16 protein-coding genes are annotated in these 16,411 nt (G+C 70.4%); 8 read left to right on the top strand and 8 right to left on the bottom strand.

What is annotated here, in order from left to right; all coding sequences use genetic code 11:
• Nucleotides 1-999: a tripartite tricarboxylate transporter substrate binding protein gene (locus AC1RLW_RS07160; protein WP_493192596.1), complete on the top strand. Its 999-nt coding sequence runs from the start codon at nucleotides 1-3 to the stop codon at nucleotides 997-999.
• Nucleotides 1,000-1,009: 10 nt separating this feature from the next.
• Here AC1RLW_RS07160 and trhA read toward each other — a convergent pair whose 3' ends face one another.
• The gene (trhA, locus tag AC1RLW_RS07155; protein WP_493192595.1) at nucleotides 1,010-1,633 is read right to left on the bottom strand and encodes a PAQR family membrane homeostasis protein TrhA; all 624 of its coding nucleotides are present in this window, start codon (nucleotides 1,631-1,633) and stop codon (nucleotides 1,010-1,012) included.
• 205 nt (nucleotides 1,634-1,838) lie between these two features.
• On the opposite strand from trhA, the gene AC1RLW_RS07150 reads away from it, so the two are divergent.
• Nucleotides 1,839-2,834 carry a sialic acid TRAP transporter substrate-binding protein SiaP gene (locus tag AC1RLW_RS07150; RefSeq protein ID WP_493192594.1) on the top strand — a complete coding sequence of 332 codons (996 nt, stop codon included), beginning with the start codon at nucleotides 1,839-1,841 and terminating at the stop codon, nucleotides 2,832-2,834.
• Here the strand turns inward: AC1RLW_RS07150 and AC1RLW_RS07145 are convergent.
• Complete coding sequence (locus tag AC1RLW_RS07145) at nucleotides 2,831-3,850, bottom strand: AraC family transcriptional regulator (RefSeq protein ID WP_062475623.1); 1,020 nt, start codon at nucleotides 3,848-3,850, stop codon at nucleotides 2,831-2,833. The two genes, AC1RLW_RS07150 and AC1RLW_RS07145, sit on opposite strands and share 4 nt — an antisense overlap.
• A 140-nt stretch (nucleotides 3,851-3,990) precedes the next feature.
• Here AC1RLW_RS07145 and AC1RLW_RS07140 point away from each other — a divergent pair, with 140 nt between their 5' ends.
• Nucleotides 3,991-4,782 carry a crotonase/enoyl-CoA hydratase family protein gene (locus tag AC1RLW_RS07140; RefSeq protein WP_255221122.1) on the top strand — a complete coding sequence of 264 codons (792 nt, stop codon included), beginning with the start codon at nucleotides 3,991-3,993 and terminating at the stop codon, nucleotides 4,780-4,782.
• Between the two features lie 9 nt (nucleotides 4,783-4,791).
• On the opposite strand, the gene AC1RLW_RS07135 is transcribed toward AC1RLW_RS07140, so the two are convergent.
• From AC1RLW_RS07135 to AC1RLW_RS07125, 3 genes are all read right to left on the bottom strand, one after another.
• On the bottom strand, nucleotides 4,792-6,216 hold the full coding sequence (locus AC1RLW_RS07135; protein ID WP_493192593.1) for a GTPase/DUF3482 domain-containing protein: 1,425 nt from the start codon (nucleotides 6,214-6,216) through the stop codon (nucleotides 4,792-4,794).
• A complete protein-coding gene (locus AC1RLW_RS07130) occupies nucleotides 6,213-7,601 on the bottom strand; it encodes a DUF2868 domain-containing protein (protein WP_493192592.1) in 1,389 nt (462 codons plus the stop codon). The genes AC1RLW_RS07135 and AC1RLW_RS07130 overlap by 4 nt, the downstream gene beginning before the upstream one ends.
• Before the next feature lie 140 nt (nucleotides 7,602-7,741).
• Entirely contained in the window at nucleotides 7,742-8,041 is a 300-nt protein-coding gene (locus AC1RLW_RS07125; RefSeq protein ID WP_493192591.1) for a hypothetical protein, read from the bottom strand.
• Here AC1RLW_RS07125 and tssE point away from each other — a divergent pair.
• Together tssE and tssF are read left to right on the top strand one after the other, a co-directional pair.
• Nucleotides 8,040-8,630 carry a type VI secretion system baseplate subunit TssE gene (tssE, locus tag AC1RLW_RS07120; RefSeq protein WP_083258999.1) on the top strand — a complete coding sequence of 197 codons (591 nt, stop codon included), beginning with the start codon at nucleotides 8,040-8,042 and terminating at the stop codon, nucleotides 8,628-8,630. The genes AC1RLW_RS07125 and tssE overlap by 2 nt on opposite strands.
• Before the next feature lie 58 nt (nucleotides 8,631-8,688).
• On the top strand, nucleotides 8,689-10,569 hold the full coding sequence (gene tssF / locus AC1RLW_RS07115) for a type VI secretion system baseplate subunit TssF (RefSeq protein WP_493192590.1): 1,881 nt from the start codon (nucleotides 8,689-8,691) through the stop codon (nucleotides 10,567-10,569).
• Here tssF and AC1RLW_RS07110 read toward each other — a convergent pair.
• Nucleotides 10,566-11,159 (bottom strand): TetR/AcrR family transcriptional regulator, encoded by a 594-nt coding sequence (locus tag AC1RLW_RS07110; RefSeq protein WP_493192589.1) that lies wholly within the window; start codon nucleotides 11,157-11,159, stop codon nucleotides 10,566-10,568. The two genes, tssF and AC1RLW_RS07110, sit on opposite strands and share 4 nt — an antisense overlap.
• A gap of 85 nt (nucleotides 11,160-11,244) precedes the next feature.
• Between AC1RLW_RS07110 and AC1RLW_RS07105 the strand changes: the two genes are divergently transcribed.
• Complete coding sequence (locus AC1RLW_RS07105; protein WP_493192588.1) at nucleotides 11,245-11,673, top strand: VOC family protein; 429 nt, start codon at nucleotides 11,245-11,247, stop codon at nucleotides 11,671-11,673.
• A gap of 7 nt (nucleotides 11,674-11,680) precedes the next feature.
• Here AC1RLW_RS07105 and AC1RLW_RS07100 read toward each other — a convergent pair whose 3' ends face one another.
• Nucleotides 11,681-13,537, bottom strand: a complete 1,857-nt coding sequence (locus tag AC1RLW_RS07100; RefSeq protein ID WP_493192587.1) for an ABC transporter ATP-binding protein — start codon at nucleotides 13,535-13,537, stop codon at nucleotides 11,681-11,683.
• A gap of 94 nt (nucleotides 13,538-13,631) precedes the next feature.
• Complete coding sequence (locus AC1RLW_RS07095; protein ID WP_489057131.1) at nucleotides 13,632-14,567, bottom strand: LysR family transcriptional regulator; 936 nt, start codon at nucleotides 14,565-14,567, stop codon at nucleotides 13,632-13,634.
• A 100-nt stretch (nucleotides 14,568-14,667) separates the two neighbouring features.
• Between AC1RLW_RS07095 and AC1RLW_RS07090 the strand changes: the two genes are divergently transcribed.
• Together AC1RLW_RS07090 and AC1RLW_RS07085 are read left to right on the top strand one after the other, a co-directional pair.
• Nucleotides 14,668-15,492, top strand: a complete 825-nt coding sequence (locus AC1RLW_RS07090) for a DODA-type extradiol aromatic ring-opening family dioxygenase (protein WP_493192586.1) — start codon at nucleotides 14,668-14,670, stop codon at nucleotides 15,490-15,492.
• A 31-nt stretch (nucleotides 15,493-15,523) separates the two neighbouring features.
• Nucleotides 15,524-16,402: an alpha/beta fold hydrolase gene (locus AC1RLW_RS07085; RefSeq protein ID WP_493192585.1), complete on the top strand. Its 879-nt coding sequence runs from the start codon at nucleotides 15,524-15,526 to the stop codon at nucleotides 16,400-16,402.
• Nucleotides 16,403-16,411: the final 9 nt, after the last annotated feature.

Genomic DNA, 16,411 nt, shown 5'->3' with positions numbered 1-16,411 from the left:
ATGACTCTCATCAATGCCAATCGCCGCGCGCTGTGCGGTGCGATCGCGGCCTCGGCGCTGCTGCCGGCCATCGGTCGCGCGGCCGGAGCGACTGCTGCTGCCTGGCGGCCGACCCGCCCGGTCAAGTGGGTCGTGCCGTACCTGGCCGGCACCGGCCCGGACAACGGCGCGCGCATCCTCGCGGAAGCGCTCGGGCCCTTGCTGGGGCAGCCGGTCGTCATCGAGAACCGGGGCGGCGCGGCCGGCAACATCGGCGCGCGCCAGGTCGCGCGCGCCGCGCCCGACGGCTACACCTGGATCTACTCGAGCGCGCCCATGGCCGCCAACATGCGCATGCAGCAGAACCCGGGCTACGACGCGCTCAAGGACTTCCGCCACATCATGCGGCTGACCACCTCCGACGTGCTGCTGGTGGTGAACGCGGGCTCGGGCATCCAGACCCTGCAGGAACTCGTGGCGCGTGCGCGCGCCAACCCCGGCAAGCTCGACTACGCCTCGGGCGGCGTCGGCACACCCTCGCACCTGGGCGTGGAGCTGTTCCTGCAGGCGGCGGGCGTGCAGGCCACGCACGTGCCGTACAAGGGCGCCTCGGAAATCGTCAACGCGGTGCTGGGCAACCAGGTGAACTTCGGCATGCCGATCTTCTCGGTGGCGCTGCCGCATGTGCAGGGCGGCAAGCTGCGCGCGCTCGGCGTGGCCGGCGCCAAGCGCAACGCGGCCTTGCCGCAGGTGCCAACGCTGGCCGAGCTGGGGCTGCGCGGCGTCGAGCTCACGTCGTGGGGCGGTGTCTCGGTGCCGGCGGGCACGCCCGACGCGATCGCTGCGCGCCTCTACGAGGTGTTCGGCCAGGCGCTGAAGCAGCCGTCGGTGATCGCCGCGCTGACGGAGCTGGGCAGCGAGGTGAGCCCGTCGACGACCGAAGCCTATGTGCAGGGCTTCGCGAGCGAGATGGAACTGACCGAGCGGATGATGAAGACGGCGAAGCTGCAGCCGCTGTAAGAAGCAGGCTTCAGAGCACGAACCAGCCCACGGCCACGTAGTGGCTCGTGGTGCCGGCCAGCACGAACAGGTGCCAGGCGCCGTGCGCGTGGCGCAGCCCCCGCCGGTTGCGATAGAACACCGTGCCCACCGTGTAGAGCACCCCGCCCGCGACCAGCCAGGCCAGGCCCGTGGCGTGCAGCTTGGCCGCCAGCGGCGCGGCGGCCAGCACGCCGAGCCAGCCCATGCCGATGTACAGCGGCAGCGAGGGCTTCTTCGCCGCGTCGGCCGCAGCCGGTTTCAGCTCGCGCCAGATGCCGAAGCACGCCGCGCTCCAGATCGCCGCGAGCAGCAGCCAACCCCAGAGGCCTTGCAGCGTGACGAGCGCGAAGGGCGTGTAGGTGCCCGCGATGAGCAGGAAGATCGCGCAGTGGTCGGCGCGCTCCCACAGGCGCTTGCTCCGGCCGCGCGTGCTGTGAAAGAGCGTGGAGGCCGCGTACAGCGCCACCGCCGAGAGCGAGAACACCAGCCCGCCCGCGATGCGCGCCGGGTCGCCCGTGGGCAGCGTCTTGGCAAGCAGCAGCGCGGCGGCCGGCAGCGCGAGCAGCAGGCCGAACAGGTGGCTGTAGCCGTTGAGTCGTTCGCCGGGGTACATGAGGTGCTGAGGTGCGGTGGGGAAGTGGGCGCGTCGGGCGCACGCGGATGCTAGGGAAGGGCCATGACTGCCCCGTGACCGGGCAAACCCTGTCTGGATTCCGGTTGCAAATGTTTACATTCAGCGGCCGGGATGCGTTCCCGACACCCGCCGCGTGCTTTGGCGCACCCGCGCCGGCGGGCCTTCTCACCGTGAGGGACTGCCGATGAAAAAAAGTTTGATGTCGTGGCGCCGGGCTGCTGTCCTGTGCGTCGCCATGGGGAGTGCCGCTGTCGCTTGTGCGCAAGTGCAGCAGTTCAAGTGGGGCCACATCTACGAGCCCGCGAGCATCTTTCACCAGCAGGCCGAACTGGCGGCGCGCAAGATCGCCGAGCAGTCCGAGGGCAAGATCAAGATCGAGGTGGTGCCCGCCTCGAAGCTGGGGCAGGAGCGCGACTACGCGCTGATGCTCGCCAACGACGCCATGCAGATCGCCTACGTCGGGCAGGCCACGCTGGCCGAGGGCTACCCGCCGCTGGGCCTGGGCAGCTACCCCTTCGCCTTCAAGGACCTGGACCACGTGCGCAAGTACCTCGCGAGCCCGCTGCTCGCGGACCTCATGAAGGGCTACAACGAACGCAGCGGCAACCGCATGGTCGCGTCGGTCTACTACGGCGCGCGGCAGGTGACCTCGGGCAAGCCGCTGCAACGCCCCGAGGACTTCCGAGACCTGCGCCTGTACGTGCCCGACGCCGCGGCCTACCAGCTCTTCGCCACCGCGCTCGACGCCAAGCCCGTGTCGCTGCCGTTCAACAGCCTGTACGGCGCGCTCAAGAAGAACGAGGTCGAGGCGCAGGAGCATCCGCTGGGCACGGTGCGCGCCAAGCAGCTGTACGAGGTGCAGAAGTACGTGCAGCTCACGGGCCACATCTACGACACGCTGGGCATCGTCATCGGCAAGGCCGCCTGGGCCCGGCTCACGCCACCGCAGCAGGCGATGGTGGAGAAGACGCTGGCCGACACGGCCAAGTGGACCAACGTCGGCGTGATCGCCAGCGAGCTCGAAGACGAGCAGTTCCTGCGCGGCAAGGGCATGACGGTGCAGCCGGTCAACCGCCTGCCGCTGCTGGAGCGCGTGACGAAGCGCTCGACGCCCGAGCAGATGGGCGCGCGGCCGGGCGACTTCGCCAAGCTGCAGGCGCTCGCAGGGGCTGCCAACTAGCCTGCGCGCTGCCGGTAGCCACGCGGCGTGCTGCCGGTCCACGTGCGAAAGGCGCGGTGGAAGGCCGGCGTGTTGTCGAAGCCGACCGAGGCGGCGATGCGGTCGATGGGCTCGCGCGTCTTCACGAGGCGCTGGATCGCGAGGTCGCGCCGCACCTCTTCCTTCAGTGCGCGAAAGCTCGTGCCCTCGGCCGCGAGCTGGCGCGACAGCGCGCGCTCCGACATGTGCACCGCGCGCGCCGCCGCGCCCAGCGTGGCGTCCGAGGCGAGGTGCGCGGCGACGAACTCGCGCACCGTGGCGCTGGTGGTGTCGTGGTCGAAGGTGACGAAGATCCAGTCGTCGGGCGCGCGGCGCACGAAGTCGAGCAGCTCGGCGCGCGTGCGCTGGAAGGTCTGGCGCAGCACGGGTTCGGCAAAGCGCACCGAAGACGTGTCCTGCTCGAACTGCAGCGGGCCCGGGAACAGGTTGGCGTACTCGTCGAAGCGCGCCGGGCGCGGGAACGCAAAGCCGACGCCCAGCACCGGCAGCTGCCGCCCCATGAGCCACGAGGCCACGCCGTGGATCAGCTTGACCATCAGCGCATGGCCGAAGGGCGTGGTGGGCCGCGCGGCGGCTTCCGGGTGCGGCGCGATGGCGATCGTGGCCACGCCGTGGGCGCGCGTCATGCGCAGGCGGTGGTCGTCCAGCAGCAGGTTCCAGAAGCGCGTGAAGCGGTACATGGCGACCATCAGCGAGGGCGCGTCGAGCAGGCTGAGCCCGAGGTACTTGAGCGCGCCCGCGCGGATCGGGCGCGACCACAGGCCCAGCATCTCGTCGCCCATGAAGAGCGACACGCACTCGTACATGCGAACGAACTGCTCGCGCGTGACGCGCGCGCCGTCCTGGCGCAGCAACTGCGGCGAGAGGCCGGCCTGCGCGGCCAGCAGGTCGATGTCGCGCGGGCTCAACTGGCGGCGCGCGCCGCTCAGCAGGTGCTGCAGGAAGCTGACGGCGACGGTGGCGCGCTCTGGCGGCATGACGGGTTCAAAAGACGGTTGGCGGAATCTGCAAATGAATGGGCGCAATCTGCAAGCAATGGCGCGGCGCCCAGGGCTATCGTAGCCCTGAAGCGCCCCATTTCGGTGGCGGAACCCGCAACAACCCAAGGAGCCCTGCCGTGATCGAACGGAACGTCACCCTGCACATGGACGAAGAGGTCGCCGTCGTGACCCTGAATCGTCCCGCCAAGCGCAACGCCATCGACGAGGCCACGCTGGCCGCGCTGGACGCCGTGTTCAGTGCGCTGCCGCGCGAGGCCAAGGCCGTGGTGCTGACCGGCGCGGGGCCGCATTTCTGTGCCGGGCTCGACCTCAAGGAACACCACGACAAGGAACGCACGGCGGTCGACTTCATGCGCGTGTGCCAGCGCTGGCACAGCACCTTCGACAAGATCCAGTACGGCGGCATCCCGGTGGTCGCGGCGCTGCACGGCGCGGTGGTCGGCGGCGGGCTCGAACTCGCGGCGGCCACGCATGTGCGCGTGGCCGACCCGTCGACCTACTTCGCGCTGCCCGAGGGGCAGAAGGGCATCTTCACCGGCGGCGGCGCGACGGTGCGCGTGGCACGCATCATCACGCCGGGCCGCATGGTCGAGATGATGCTTACCGGCCGCGTGCTCGACGCCCGCGCCGGCAAGACGCTGGGCCTGGCGCACGAGATCGCCGCACCCGGCGAGAGCCTGCGCGCCGCGATGGTGCTGGCCAAGCGCGTGGCGAAGAACGCGGCGCTGTCGAACTACGCGATGGTCACGTCGATCAGCCGCATCGCCGACATGTCGGCCACCGACGGCATGTTCGCCGAGTCGCTGATGGCGGCGGTGGTGCAGACCGGCGGGGAAGTGCAGACGCGGCTGGGGGCGTTCGTCGACAAGTCGCTCGCCAAGGTCACGCCCGAGCAAGTGGCGGGTTGAGGCCCGGCGTCAGGCGTCGAAGGCTCGTCGCAACTCGAGCGACAGCGTGCCGGCCAGCGCCTCGCGCTGCGGCGCGGGGCGCCAGAAGCTGCGCGTGAGGGCGCCGGTCGATTCCCACTCGGGATGGCTGCGCGCGGGCTGCACGGCACGCACGGCACCGGCGGCTGCACGCATCAGCGTGTCGTCCTCGTCCGCCGACGGGGCCTCGGCCCGGATGCGCTCGACGGCCGCATGGCCGCGCCGTTCCAGCGCCTGCGCCAGCTGCAGCTGCCACGCCGCGAGCGTGAACAGCACGCTGTCTTCCACCGTGAGTTCGTGCATGTCGCGCAGCTTGTTGGCCAGCTTGCGCCCGAGCGGCCCCCAGCCCTGCGACACCGCGCCGCCGATGGCGCCGCCCAGCGCCGCGCCCGCGCCCAGCGACAGCCCGGCCACCGCGAGGTCGGCGACCACGCCCACGGCGGCGCCGATGACCGCGCCCTTGCCCAGGCGCAGGCCCGCGTCCTTCATCGCCTCGGGGTTGAAGAAGTCGAGCGTCCAGCGGCCTTCGATGATCGGCAGCGGCGCTTCGTCGGCGTCGCCCTGGCGAAAGCCGTAGAGCGCGAGCAGGTCGTCGGTGCAGCGCTGGGCCTTGTCGAACACGTCCTTCTGCACGCCGGCGACCAGTGCCTGGCGGCGCGTGGCGTCGGCGAACTCGGCGGCCGGCACGGTGCGGCGGATGGCCGCGGCATCGACCAGCAGGTCCGCGATGCGCGTGCAGGCCGACTGGCGGCGCGCGTCGGCCTCGGCGTCGAGCGCGTCGACCACGCCGCGCAGCGCGTCGCGGCGGTCGCGCAGCAGGGTGGCCAGGTCGTTGTAGAGGTCGTGCTCGGCGCCCACGAACGGCGCCGCCGCATCGAAGCGCACCTGCACGTGCAGGCCGTAGGCCGAGAGCAGTTCTTTCCAGGCCGGCTCGCGGCTGGCGGCGTCGCGCACGAAGTTGAGCACCGGCAGCACCGGACGCGCGCAGGAGTTCAAGAGCTCGATCTCGTCGCGGAACTTGGGCAGCACCGGCTCGCGCACGTCGATCACGAGAAAGGCGGCGTCGATGTCGAGCATCGCGCGCAGCACCTTGGCCTCCTGCTCGAACACCCCGTGCGCCTCGGGGCCCTGCAAGAAGCGGCGGATGCGCTCGGGCGGCGTGGCCTGCTGGGCGGCGTCGAGGCCGGCCAGGTGCTCGCGCAGCGCGACCGCATCTTCGAGGCCCGGCGTGTCGAGGAAGCGCACGGCCGGCTGGCCGTTCACCTCGAGATCGACCGACTCGACATGGCGCGTGGTGCCGGGGCGCTGCGACACCTCGCCGAAGTTCACGCGCCGCGTGAGCGTGCGCAGCAGCGAGGTCTTGCCCGCGTTGGTGTGGCCGACGACGGCAATGCGGATCGGGATCGGGGAGGTCATGCGGTGGCGGTGCCTTCCGTGAAGACGGCATCGAGCCGGTCGCTCGCGACCACGTGGGCGAGCCCTGCGTCGCCCAGCCAGTCGCGCCAGCGCTGCGTGGCGGCGGCGTTGGGCGCGTCGGCCAGCCAGAGGCGGCATTCGCCGCAATGCGTCAGCACCTCGCGCAGGAAGCGCTCGGAGCCGCGGTCGGGGCTCGAGGCCGCGTGGCAAACGAGCAGCACGGTGCGCGGGTGGAGTTGCGCGAGCTGGTCGAGCAGTGCGCGGCGCGCCGGGGCGCTGCCGTCGATGCGGACCGCCGATGCCGGCAAGCCGGCGGGCGGCCAGGGCAGGTCGGGCGGCAGTTCGAAGCCGACGACGAACAGGCCATCGTGCTGCTCGGAAGCCGGTAGGCCCGTCGGCGCGGCGGGGTGTGCGCGGCCCGGGTCGGCATCGACGATGGCGGGCGGCGCCAGCGCGGCGAAGCGGGCCAGCAGCTTGCGGTAGTAGGGCGCCTGCCAGTCGGGCTGCAGCGCGGGGCGGCGCTGGCGGCAGACGGCGGCGCTCAGCAGCACGAGCACCAGGCGCGGCAGCAGGCCGTACACCGCGATGCAGCCGGTGAGCCACAGCGCCCAGGTGCGCTGGGCCGCAGCGACGGGGGTGGCCGATTGCACGGTGGCCGCATCGGGCACGGGAAAGCCGAACTGCGCCGGCAGCCAGCCCAGCGCCTGCACCACGCGCACAAAGAAGGCCGGCTCGAGGATGGTGGTTTCCCAGCTCAGCGTGTAGCTGCGAAAGGCGAGGGCGAACAGCATCGCGGCCAGCACCACGGCGAACGACAGCGCCCAGATGCCGTGGCTCACGAGACCGAAGGCCCAGGGCAGCAGGCGCGCACGCGTCAAGAGCCCCGTGGCCGCGCGCACCAGCTGCGGCGCCTGGCCGCGCTGGCCGCCCGCCACGCGCGCCGTGAGCGACAGCCACAGCCAGCCCAGCGAGGCCGTGCCGAAGGTGCCCGACGGCAGCCACAGGCCGGCCAGCCACAAGAGCAGCGTGAGCGCATGCAGGCCCAGCAAGCTGACGAGCGCGACGATCACGTTGATGTGGCGGTCGCTGCCGCCAACCACCTGGCCCGCCAGGCCCAGGCCCGCGATCACGACCAGCGCCACCAGCGCCAGCAGCACCCACGGCGCCCATTGCCGGCCGCGCGCGAGTTCGGCCTGCAGGCCCATGCGCTCGCCGAGCTGGCGGGCGCGTTCAACGATGCGGGTGGGGCCGTCGGCTGCGCGCGAGGCTGCGGTGCGAAGGGCCGACGCGTCGTCGAGCGGGCCGTTCTGTTCGGTCCATCGGACCGCCTCGGTGATCACCGCATCCGGAAAAGCAGGTGCGCGCAGCGCGGTGGTGGTGATCAACAGGGTCCCTTCTTCTTCGCCAATGACGCCCCGGCGCAGCAAAGCGGCGGCGGGGCGCGCAAATTATGCCCGGCGCATGCAGAAGGCCTGCCCAAGAGAAACGGGGCCGCGAACGGCCCCGTGGCGCTGCGCTTGCGGATTCAGCGCAGGCCGAAGAACGACAGCACGGCGACGACGACCACGACCAGGCCGACGATGTAGATGATGGAATTCACGCGAAGGCTCCTTGTGGTTGGCGATGACCCAGCATCGGGCGCCCGCCGTCGCGCGGGTGTCGGCGGGGGGCGGTGCGTGCTGTAGGACTCGCGAAGCGCGGATGCGACGACAAATGCCCGGCGCGGGCGTCCGCATTCGAGCCAGGCCCGCTGTGTGACCATTGTTTGCAATGAGCGGCGGGCATCCACGCAAGACTCTGCCCCTTCCAGAAAAGGCCAGGTCATGCGGCTCACCGAGCAATCCCCGTTCACAGGTTCCCACCCCGCGCACCCCGGCGCCCGCGCGCCCCGCGGGCCCGATGCACCCGCCGCGCCGCGCGTCAACGCGCAGCTGCTGCCCACGCTGTTCGACCGCCTGCGCGACGAGGCACCCGGCCGCAGCGCCGAGCTGCCGTCCGAGTACACGGCCACGCCGGCCCGGATGCGCGAGATCATCCAGCGCGACCTGGCCCTGCTGTTCAACACCACCAACGCCGAAGACCTGATCGACCGCACGCGCCATGCCGACGCGGCGTCTTCCACCGTCAACTACGGCGTGCCGCCGCTGGCCGGCAGCTACCTGTCGGAGCGCAAGTGGGCGGACATCGAACGCATCATCCGCCGCGCCATCCGCGACTACGAGCCGCGCCTCATTCCCGACAGCGTGCAGGTGGTGCCGCTCATGAAGGAGGACGGCGCGGCCGAGGCCTACAACGTGCTGCTGTTCGAGATCCGCGCGCTCATCCACCTGAAGCCGTACCCGCTGGCCTTCACGGTGCAAAGCGCGGTCGACCTCGAGACCAACCGCATGCGCATCGTCGGCGCGGCGGACTGAAGCCTGTCTGTCTTTCATTTCTCCTTTACTTCAACCACGCCAGGGAAGGCTTACCGTCATGGACCCGCAACTCCTCGAGTACTACAACCGGGAACTCGTCTACATGCGCGAGGCGGCGAGCGAGTTCGCCGCTTCGCACCCCAAGATCGCGCGCCGCCTGGGCATGCACGGCATCGAGGTGGCCGACCCGTACGTGGAGCGGCTCATCGAGTCGTTCAGCTTCATGTCGGCGCGCATGCAGATCAAGCTCGACGCCGAATTTCCGCGCTTCACGCAGCGCCTGCTCGAGGTGCTGTACCCCAACTACCTGAGCCCCACGCCGTCGATGGCCGTGGCGCAGCTGCATCCCAGCGTGAAGGAGGGCGACTTCACGCGCGGCTTCGTGGTGCCGCGCGGCACGGCCTTTCATGCGCGCGTGCCCGCGGGCGAGCAGACGCCGTGCGAGTTCCGCTCCAGCCAGGACGTGACGCTGTGGCCCTTCGAGATCGCCGAGGCGCGGCTCACCGGCGCACCGCCCGACATCCCGGCGCTGGAGCGCTACGTGCCGCCGCACGTGCAGGTGACGGGCGCGCTGCGCCTGCGGCTGCGCATCGTGGGCGAGATGGGCTTCTCGGCACTGTCGGGGCTCGACCGGCTGCCCATCTACCTGCGCGGCAACGAGCAGGTGGCGTCGCACCTGTTCGAGCTGCTGCACACCTCGGCGGTCGCCACCTTCGTCGGCGAGCCCGGCCAGCTGATGGACCGGCCGCACGTCGTGACCGAAGGCGCGCTGGTGCACGAAGGGCTGGGGCCGGACGAAGGCCTGCTGCCGCTGGCGTGGAACACCTTCCACGGCCACAACCTGCTGCACGAGTACTTCGCGCGCCCCGAGCGCTTCTACTTCTTCACGCTCACGCAGCTCGCGCCGGGGCTGGCGCGCATTCCCGGCAAGGAGGTCGAGATCGTCGTGCTGCTGAGCAAGCCGCCCGGCGCGCTGGGGGCGCTGGTCGATGCGGCGCAGTTCGCGCTGTTCAGCACGCCGGTGGTCAACCTGTTCGAGCGGCGCACCGACCGCATCGAACTCGACAGCGCGCAGACCGAGTTCCACCTCGTGCCCGACCGCTCGCGGCCGATGGACTTCGAGGTGTATTCGGTGCAGCGCATCGCCGGCCAGCAGGCGCGCACCACGGCCGAGATCGACTTCCGCCCGCTCTACCAGACGCTCAACGAAGACGAGGGCAACCACGGCCGCTACTTCTCGGTGCGGCGCGAGCCGCGGCTGGTGTCCGAAACGGCGCGCAAGTACGGCACGCGCACGCCGTACATCGGCACCGAGGTGTTCCTGTCGCTGGTCGACCAGCAGGAGGCGCCGTACCCCGAGAGCCTGCGCTACCTGTCGGTGAAGGCGATGCTCACCAACCGCGACCTGCCGTGCCTGGTGCCACGCAACGGGCAGGCCGACCTTGCGGTGGCCGATTCGATCCCGGTCTCGGCCGTGGGCCTCATCCGTGCACCGAGCACGCCGAAGTCGCCGTTCGCGCAGCGTGAGATCGCGTGGCGGCTGATTCGGCAGCTGGGCTTCAACCACCTGCCGCTGGCCGACATGCCGCACCGCGAAGGCGCGCAGGCGCTGCGCGACATGCTGCGGCTGTTCGTCACCGCCGACAACGACGTGCTGCGCCGGCAGATCGACTGCCTCGTCGGCTCGCGCATCGAGCCCGTGACGCGGCGCCTGCCGGGCGCGGGGCCACTGATCTACGGGCGCGGCGTGCAATGCACGCTGAGCGTCGACGAAGAAGGCTTCTCGGGCACGAGCCCGTACCTGCTGGGGCTGGTGCTGGAGCACTACCTCGCGCGCCACGTGAGCATCAACGTGTTCACGCAGACCACGCTCGAATCGATGCAGCGCGGCACCGTCGCGAAATGGCCCGTGCGCATGGGCGGGCGAGGCGCGGTCTAGTTTCTTTTGGGCGGGAGCGCCTGCTCCAGCAGCCACAGCATGGCCGCCCGCACCTTGGCGGCATCGGCGCCGGCATCGATCTCCAGCGCCGCGCGGTCGAAGGCGGCCGACAGCAGGCGGGCGAGGGCGTCGAGCGACACCTCGCCGCGGCCCATGCCGGCGCGCGCCAGCCCCTGGCGCAGCGAGTTCGCCGAGGTGGCGTCGTCCATCGACATCATTTCCGCCAGGCCCAGCACGGCGGGCCCGTCGATCAGCAGCAGCCGGGTGCGCCCCGGCACCGTCATCGCCTTCAGGTAGGCCTCGCTGCCCACGAGCAGGGCGTCGCGCGGGCCGAGTTCGTCGGGCGTGGCGGCATCGATGTCGGCCGCGACCGCCTGCGCCTCCAGCAGCAACACCTGGCGGAACAGGTCGCGCTTGTCGTTGAAGTGGTGGTACAGCGCGCCGCGCGTGATGCCGGCGGTCATGGCGATCTCAGGCGTGGAGGTGTCGCCGTAGCCCTTGCTGACGAAGAGCGTGCGGGCCGCCTCGGTCAGCGCGAGGCGGGTGGTTTCGGTGCGTTCGCGGTTGGTGCGTGCCGGGGTTTTGGCCATGACCCTAATTTACATGCAGTCTGTTTGTGGATTAATATTTAACTTACATGCAGTTTGTACGTTTTATCCACGAAGGAGCCATCCCATGAAAGTGACGAGCTATTACCCGGTGATCATGACGAGCGACGTGGCCGGCACCGCGGCCTTCTACCAGGCGCATTTCGGGTTTGCGTCGCTGTTCACGACCGACTGGTACGTGCACCTGCAGCTGGCGGACGATGCCTCGGTGAACCTTGCCGTGCTCGACGGCAGCCACACGACCATTCCCGCCGAAGCGCGCGGGCAGGTGGCGGGCGGGTTGCTGCTGAACTTCGAGGTGGAAGACCCCGACGCGGTGCACGAGCGCCTGAAGGCGGCCGGCCTGCCGATCCTGTTGTCGCTGCGCGACGAGGCTTTCGGCCAGCGCCACTTCATCACGCGCGACCCGAACGGCGTGCTGATCGACATCATCAAGCCGATCCCGCCGTCGGGTGAGTTCGTGCAGCAATACGAAGCCGGCGCGCTGCCGACCTGACGCCCGTTCAGGCGCGCAGGGCTTCGTCTTCTTCCAGTCCGTCGCCCAGGAAGCCGCCGCTCTGGTGCGCCCACAGCCGCGCATACAGGCCGCCCTGGGCCATCAGCGTGCGGTGGTCGCCTTCCTCGACCACGCGGCCTTCGTCGAGCACGATGAGCCGGTCCATCGCGGCGATGGTCGACAGCCGGTGCGCAATGGCGATCACGGTCTTGCCTTCCATCAGCGTGTACAGGCTCTGCTGGATCGCGGCTTCGACCTCGGAGTCGAGCGCGCTCGTGGCTTCGTCGAGCAGCAGGATCGGCGCGTCCTTCAGCATCACGCGCGCGATGGCCACGCGCTGGCGCTGGCCGCCCGAGAGCTTCACGCCGCGCTCGCCCACATGCGCCTCGTAGCCGCGCCGTCCGCCCGCGTCGCCCAGCGTCTGGATGAAGTCGTGCGCCTCGGCACGCTTCGCAGCCGCTTCGATCTGCGCCAGCGTGGCGTCGGGCCGGCCGTAGGCGATGTTGTCGGCCACCGAGCGGTGCATGAGCGAGGTGTCCTGCGTGACCATGCCGATGTGCATGCGCAGTGAATCCTGCGTGACCTTCGAGATGTCCTGTCCGTCGATGAGGATGCGGCCGCTTTCCAGGTCATGGAAGCGCAGCAGCAGGTTCACCAGCGTCGACTTGCCGGCGCCCGAACGGCCAACCAGGCCGATCTTCTCGCCGGGCTTGACCACGAGGTTCAGGTCGTCGATCACGCGGCGGCCCGCATCGCCGTAGCGGAAGCTCGCCTGCTCGAAGCGCACCTCGCCGCGCGGCACGTCGAGCACCGTGGCATGGGGCGCGTCGAGCACCGTGCGCGGGCGCGACAGCGTCTTCATGCCGTCCTGCACCGTGCCGATGTTCTCGAACAGGCTGGTCATCTCCCACATGATCCAGTGCGACATGCCCTGCAGCCGCAGCGCCATCGCCGTGGCGGCGGCCACCGCGCCCACGCCCACCGTGCCGTGCGACCACAGCCACAGCGCCATGCCCGCCATGCCGGCGGTGAGGCCCATGCTCAGCGTGTGGTTGACGATCTCGAAGGCGCTCACCAGCCGCATCTGGCCGTAGCCCGTCTTCATGAACTCGCGCATCGCGTCGCGCGCAAAGCCGGCTTCGCGCTGCGTGTGCGAGAACAGCTTGACGGTCGCGATGTTGGTGTAGGCGTCGGTCACGCGCCCGGTCATGAGCGCGCGCGCATCGGCCTGTGCCTTGCCGACCTTGCCCAGGCGCGGCACGAAGTACACCAGCGAGGCGATGTACAGCGCCAGCCAGATGACGAAGGGCCACACCAGCTGCGCGTCGAGCACGCCCACCAGGATGATCATGGTGGCCACGTACACGCCCATGGCCACCAGCACGTCGGCCAGCACGAACACGGTCTCGCGCACGGCCAGCGCGGTCTGCATCACCTTGGCCGTGATGCGGCCCGCGAACTCGTCCTGGTAGAAGGCCATGCTCTGGCCCAGCATCAGGCGGTGGAAGTTCCAGCGCAGGCGCATCGGCAGGTTCACCGCCAGCGTCTGGTGCTTCACGATGGTCTGCAGTGCCACCACGCCGATGCTGATCACCAGGAACGCAGCCAGCCACAGCAGCGTGTCGCCGCGCTCGGCCCACAGCTTGGACGGCACCTGGCCGCCGAGCCAGTCGACGATGCGCCCGAGGATCGCGAACAGCGCGGCCTCGAAGGTCGACATCACCGCCGTGAGCACCGCCATCGCGGCGATCTTGCCGCGCACGCCGTGCGTGCAGGCCCACAGGAAGGCAAAGAAGCCCTGGGGCGGCAGCGTCGGTTCGGCGGCGGGGTACGGGGGAAGGAGTTTTTCGAAAAAGCGGAACAAGGAATCGGTCTCCAGCAGAGCCTTCGAATGTAGCCCTGCATGCATGACCTTGCCCCGAAAAGGTGCGTTCGTGGCCGGTGCCTTCAGCAACCCTTCAGCTGCGTCGTGTCTTGGTGTCGTCGGCGCGTGCTGCCTTTGTTTCCATGCCTCCCAGCCGCTCGCTCAGGAAGTCGATGAAAGTTCGCAGCTTGGGCGACATGTACTGCCGGCTCGTGTACACGGCGAACAGCGTGACCGGCGTGGCCTCGAACGCGGGCAGCAGCCGCACCAGCCGTCCCTGCGCCAGGTCGTCGTCGATCAGCCACACGGGCAGGTACGCGATGCCCATGTCGGCGCGCACCGCGTGCAGCGTGAGCGTGGTGTCGTCCGAGCGCATTGCGGGCGTGAGCCGCAGCGGGAACATGCGCCCGCCCGGCCCCTTGAGCGCGAGGTTGTCCAGGTTCACGTAGCTGGGCACGATCGCGCCCAGCTTCGCGAGGTCGGCCGGCACCGCGGGCAGGGCGCCGTGGCGCTTCAGGTAGGCCGGCGTGCCCGCAAGATGAAAGGGCACGCGGCACAGCGGCCGCGCGATGAGCGCGGGCGAGGGCTCCTGCGTGGCGCGCAAGGCCAGGTCGTAGCCGTCGGCCGCAAGATCGACCTTGCGGTTCTCCAGGTGCATGTCGACCAGCACTTCCGGGTACGCCGCGCGGTAGTCGGCCAGCACGCGCGCAAAGCGCGGCGTGGCGCACCACACGGGCGCGCTCACCTTGAGCTGGCCGCGCGGCGCGTCGCTGGTCTGGCCGATGGCGGCCTCGGCCGCGTCGAGCAGGTCGAGTGCGCGGCGGCTCTGTTCGTACCAGGCGGTGCCGGCCTCGGTCAGGCTCAGGTGGCGGCTCGAGCGGTGCAGCAGCCGCGCGCCCAGCGATTTCTCGAGCTGTGCCACGTGCTTGCTGGCCATTGGCGCCGACAGGCCCAGGCGCTCGGCCGCCGCCACGAAACTGCCGGCCTCGACGACCTCGCGGAACACGCGCAGGCTGGTCATGCGGTCCATCGATGATTTCCTGTGAAGAAAGGATTCGATGCATCGTAGCCTGTCGATTTCCTGAAAGGAAATGTCTACAGTCGATCCAACGCCTTCAAGGAGCATCGACTTGACCCACGACACCACGCTTTCCCGCCTGCCCACGTACTTCATCTCGCACGGCGGCGGCCCCTGGCCCTGGATGAAGAAAGAGATGGGCGCCACCTACGACCAACTCGCTGCCTCGCTGGCCGACATGCCGCGCCAGATCGGCCGCACGCCGGCCGCCATCCTCATGGTCTCGGCGCACTGGGAGTCGCCCGTGTTCACGGTGCAGGGCAACCCGCGCCCGCCCATGATCTACGACTACGGCGGCTTTCCGGCCCACACCTACGAGGTGCGCTACGCCTCGCCCGGTTCGCCCGAGCTCGCGCAGCGCGTGCAATCGCTGATCGCCGCCGCCGGCCTGCCGGCGCAGATCGACCCCGAGCGCGGCTACGACCACGGCATGTTCTCGCCCATGGCCGCGATGTACCCGAACGCCGACGTGCCGGTGGTGCAGCTGTCGCTGCGGCGCGGGCTCGACCCGGCCGAGCACCTGGCGCTGGGCCGCGCCATCGCGCCGCTGCGCGACGAGAACGTGCTCATCGTCGGCAGCGGCCTGAGCTATCACAACCTGCGCAACTTCGGCCCGCAGGCGCATGGCGTGTCCAAGGCCTTCGGCGACTGGCTCGACGAGACGGCTGTGCAGGCCACGCCGCAAGTGCGCGTGCAGCGTCTGCAGGACTGGGCCTCGGCCCCGTCGGCGCGCATGGCGCACCCGCGCGAGGAGCACCTGATTCCGCTGATGGTCGCGGTGGGCGCGGCCGAGGGTGACGTCGGCGAGCGCGTCTACCACGAGGACGCCTTCATGGGCGGGCTCGTGGTGTCGAGCTACCGCTTCGGCGCGGCCTGAAGGCACGCGGGCTGCGCGGCAGAATGAAGCCATGCCCACGCCCGCTCTGCCCACCCCCGACGAATCCGCCGAAGCCCGGCGCCTGATCGCCCGCATCGAAGCCCTGTCCACCTCGCACGACCCGGTGCACGACGGCATTCGCGTGCGCTGGCGCCGCTTCGGCACCGACACGACGAAGCCGCCCATCGTGCTGCTGCACGGCGGCCACGGCAGCTGGATGCACTGGCTGCGCAATGCCGAGGCGCTGTCGGCGCAGCGCACGCTGCTCCTGCCCGACATGCCGGGCTTTCACGATTCCGACGCGCTGCCCCGCGTGGCGCCCGGCGAGGACGCGCTGGTGCCGCTCCTGGCCGCGCTCGGCGGCACGCTCGACGCGCTCATCGGCGCCGGCACGCCCATCGACCTGGGCGGCTTCTCGTTCGGCGGGCTCACCGCCGCGCGCTTCGCGGTGCGGCGCGGCGCGATCCGCCGGCTGGCGCTGATGGGCAGCGGCGGCCACGGCACCTTGCGTCGCATGACGGTCGAGATGATCAACTGGCGCGCCGCCCCCGACCGCGAGACCGAGCGCGCCGCGCTCATGCACAACCTGGGCGCGCTGATGCTGCACGCGCCGGCCGCCATCGACCCGCTGGCCTTCGAGATCCACGACCTCTCGTGCCACGGCACGCGCTTTCGCAGCAAGGAGGTGTCGCTCTCGGGCGGCCTGCAGGCCGCGATCGACACGCTGGGCGTGCCGACGCTGCTGCTGTGGGGCGAGTTCGACGTCACCGCCGATTCGCGCCCGCTGGTGGCGCAACTGGCCAGCGAAGGTCCTGGCCGCGAAGGCGTGGTGATCGACGGCGCGGGGCACTGGGTGCAGTACGAACGCGCCGACGAGACCAATGCGCGGCTGCTGAAGTTCTTCGGCTGAACTTCGCCG

The organism is Variovorax sp. GW822-FHT04A09, assembly GCF_058801005.1.
Note: the sequence above shows the minus strand (reverse complement) of the source record. Positions and strands in the feature narration are given on the sequence as shown.

Coding starts and splice junctions, on each gene's coding strand:
- AC1RLW_RS07160 (WP_493192596.1), top strand. CDS start 1: ATGACTCTCATCAATGCCAATCGCCGCGCGCTGTGCGGTGCGATCGCG.
- trhA (WP_493192595.1), bottom strand. CDS start 1,633: ATGTACCCCGGCGAACGACTCAACGGCTACAGCCACCTGTTCGGCCTG.
- AC1RLW_RS07150 (WP_493192594.1), top strand. CDS start 1,839: ATGAAAAAAAGTTTGATGTCGTGGCGCCGGGCTGCTGTCCTGTGCGTC.
- AC1RLW_RS07145 (WP_062475623.1), bottom strand. CDS start 3,850: ATGCCGCCAGAGCGCGCCACCGTCGCCGTCAGCTTCCTGCAGCACCTG.
- AC1RLW_RS07135 (WP_493192593.1), bottom strand. CDS start 6,216: ATGACCTCCCCGATCCCGATCCGCATTGCCGTCGTCGGCCACACCAAC.
- tssE (WP_083258999.1), top strand. CDS start 8,040: ATGCGGCTCACCGAGCAATCCCCGTTCACAGGTTCCCACCCCGCGCAC.
- AC1RLW_RS07125 (WP_493192591.1), bottom strand. CDS start 8,041: ATGACCTGGCCTTTTCTGGAAGGGGCAGAGTCTTGCGTGGATGCCCGC.
- tssF (WP_493192590.1), top strand. CDS start 8,689: ATGGACCCGCAACTCCTCGAGTACTACAACCGGGAACTCGTCTACATG.
- AC1RLW_RS07110 (WP_493192589.1), bottom strand. CDS start 11,159: ATGGCCAAAACCCCGGCACGCACCAACCGCGAACGCACCGAAACCACC.
- AC1RLW_RS07105 (WP_493192588.1), top strand. CDS start 11,245: ATGAAAGTGACGAGCTATTACCCGGTGATCATGACGAGCGACGTGGCC.
- AC1RLW_RS07095 (WP_489057131.1), bottom strand. CDS start 14,567: ATGGACCGCATGACCAGCCTGCGCGTGTTCCGCGAGGTCGTCGAGGCC.
- AC1RLW_RS07085 (WP_493192585.1), top strand. CDS start 15,524: ATGCCCACGCCCGCTCTGCCCACCCCCGACGAATCCGCCGAAGCCCGG.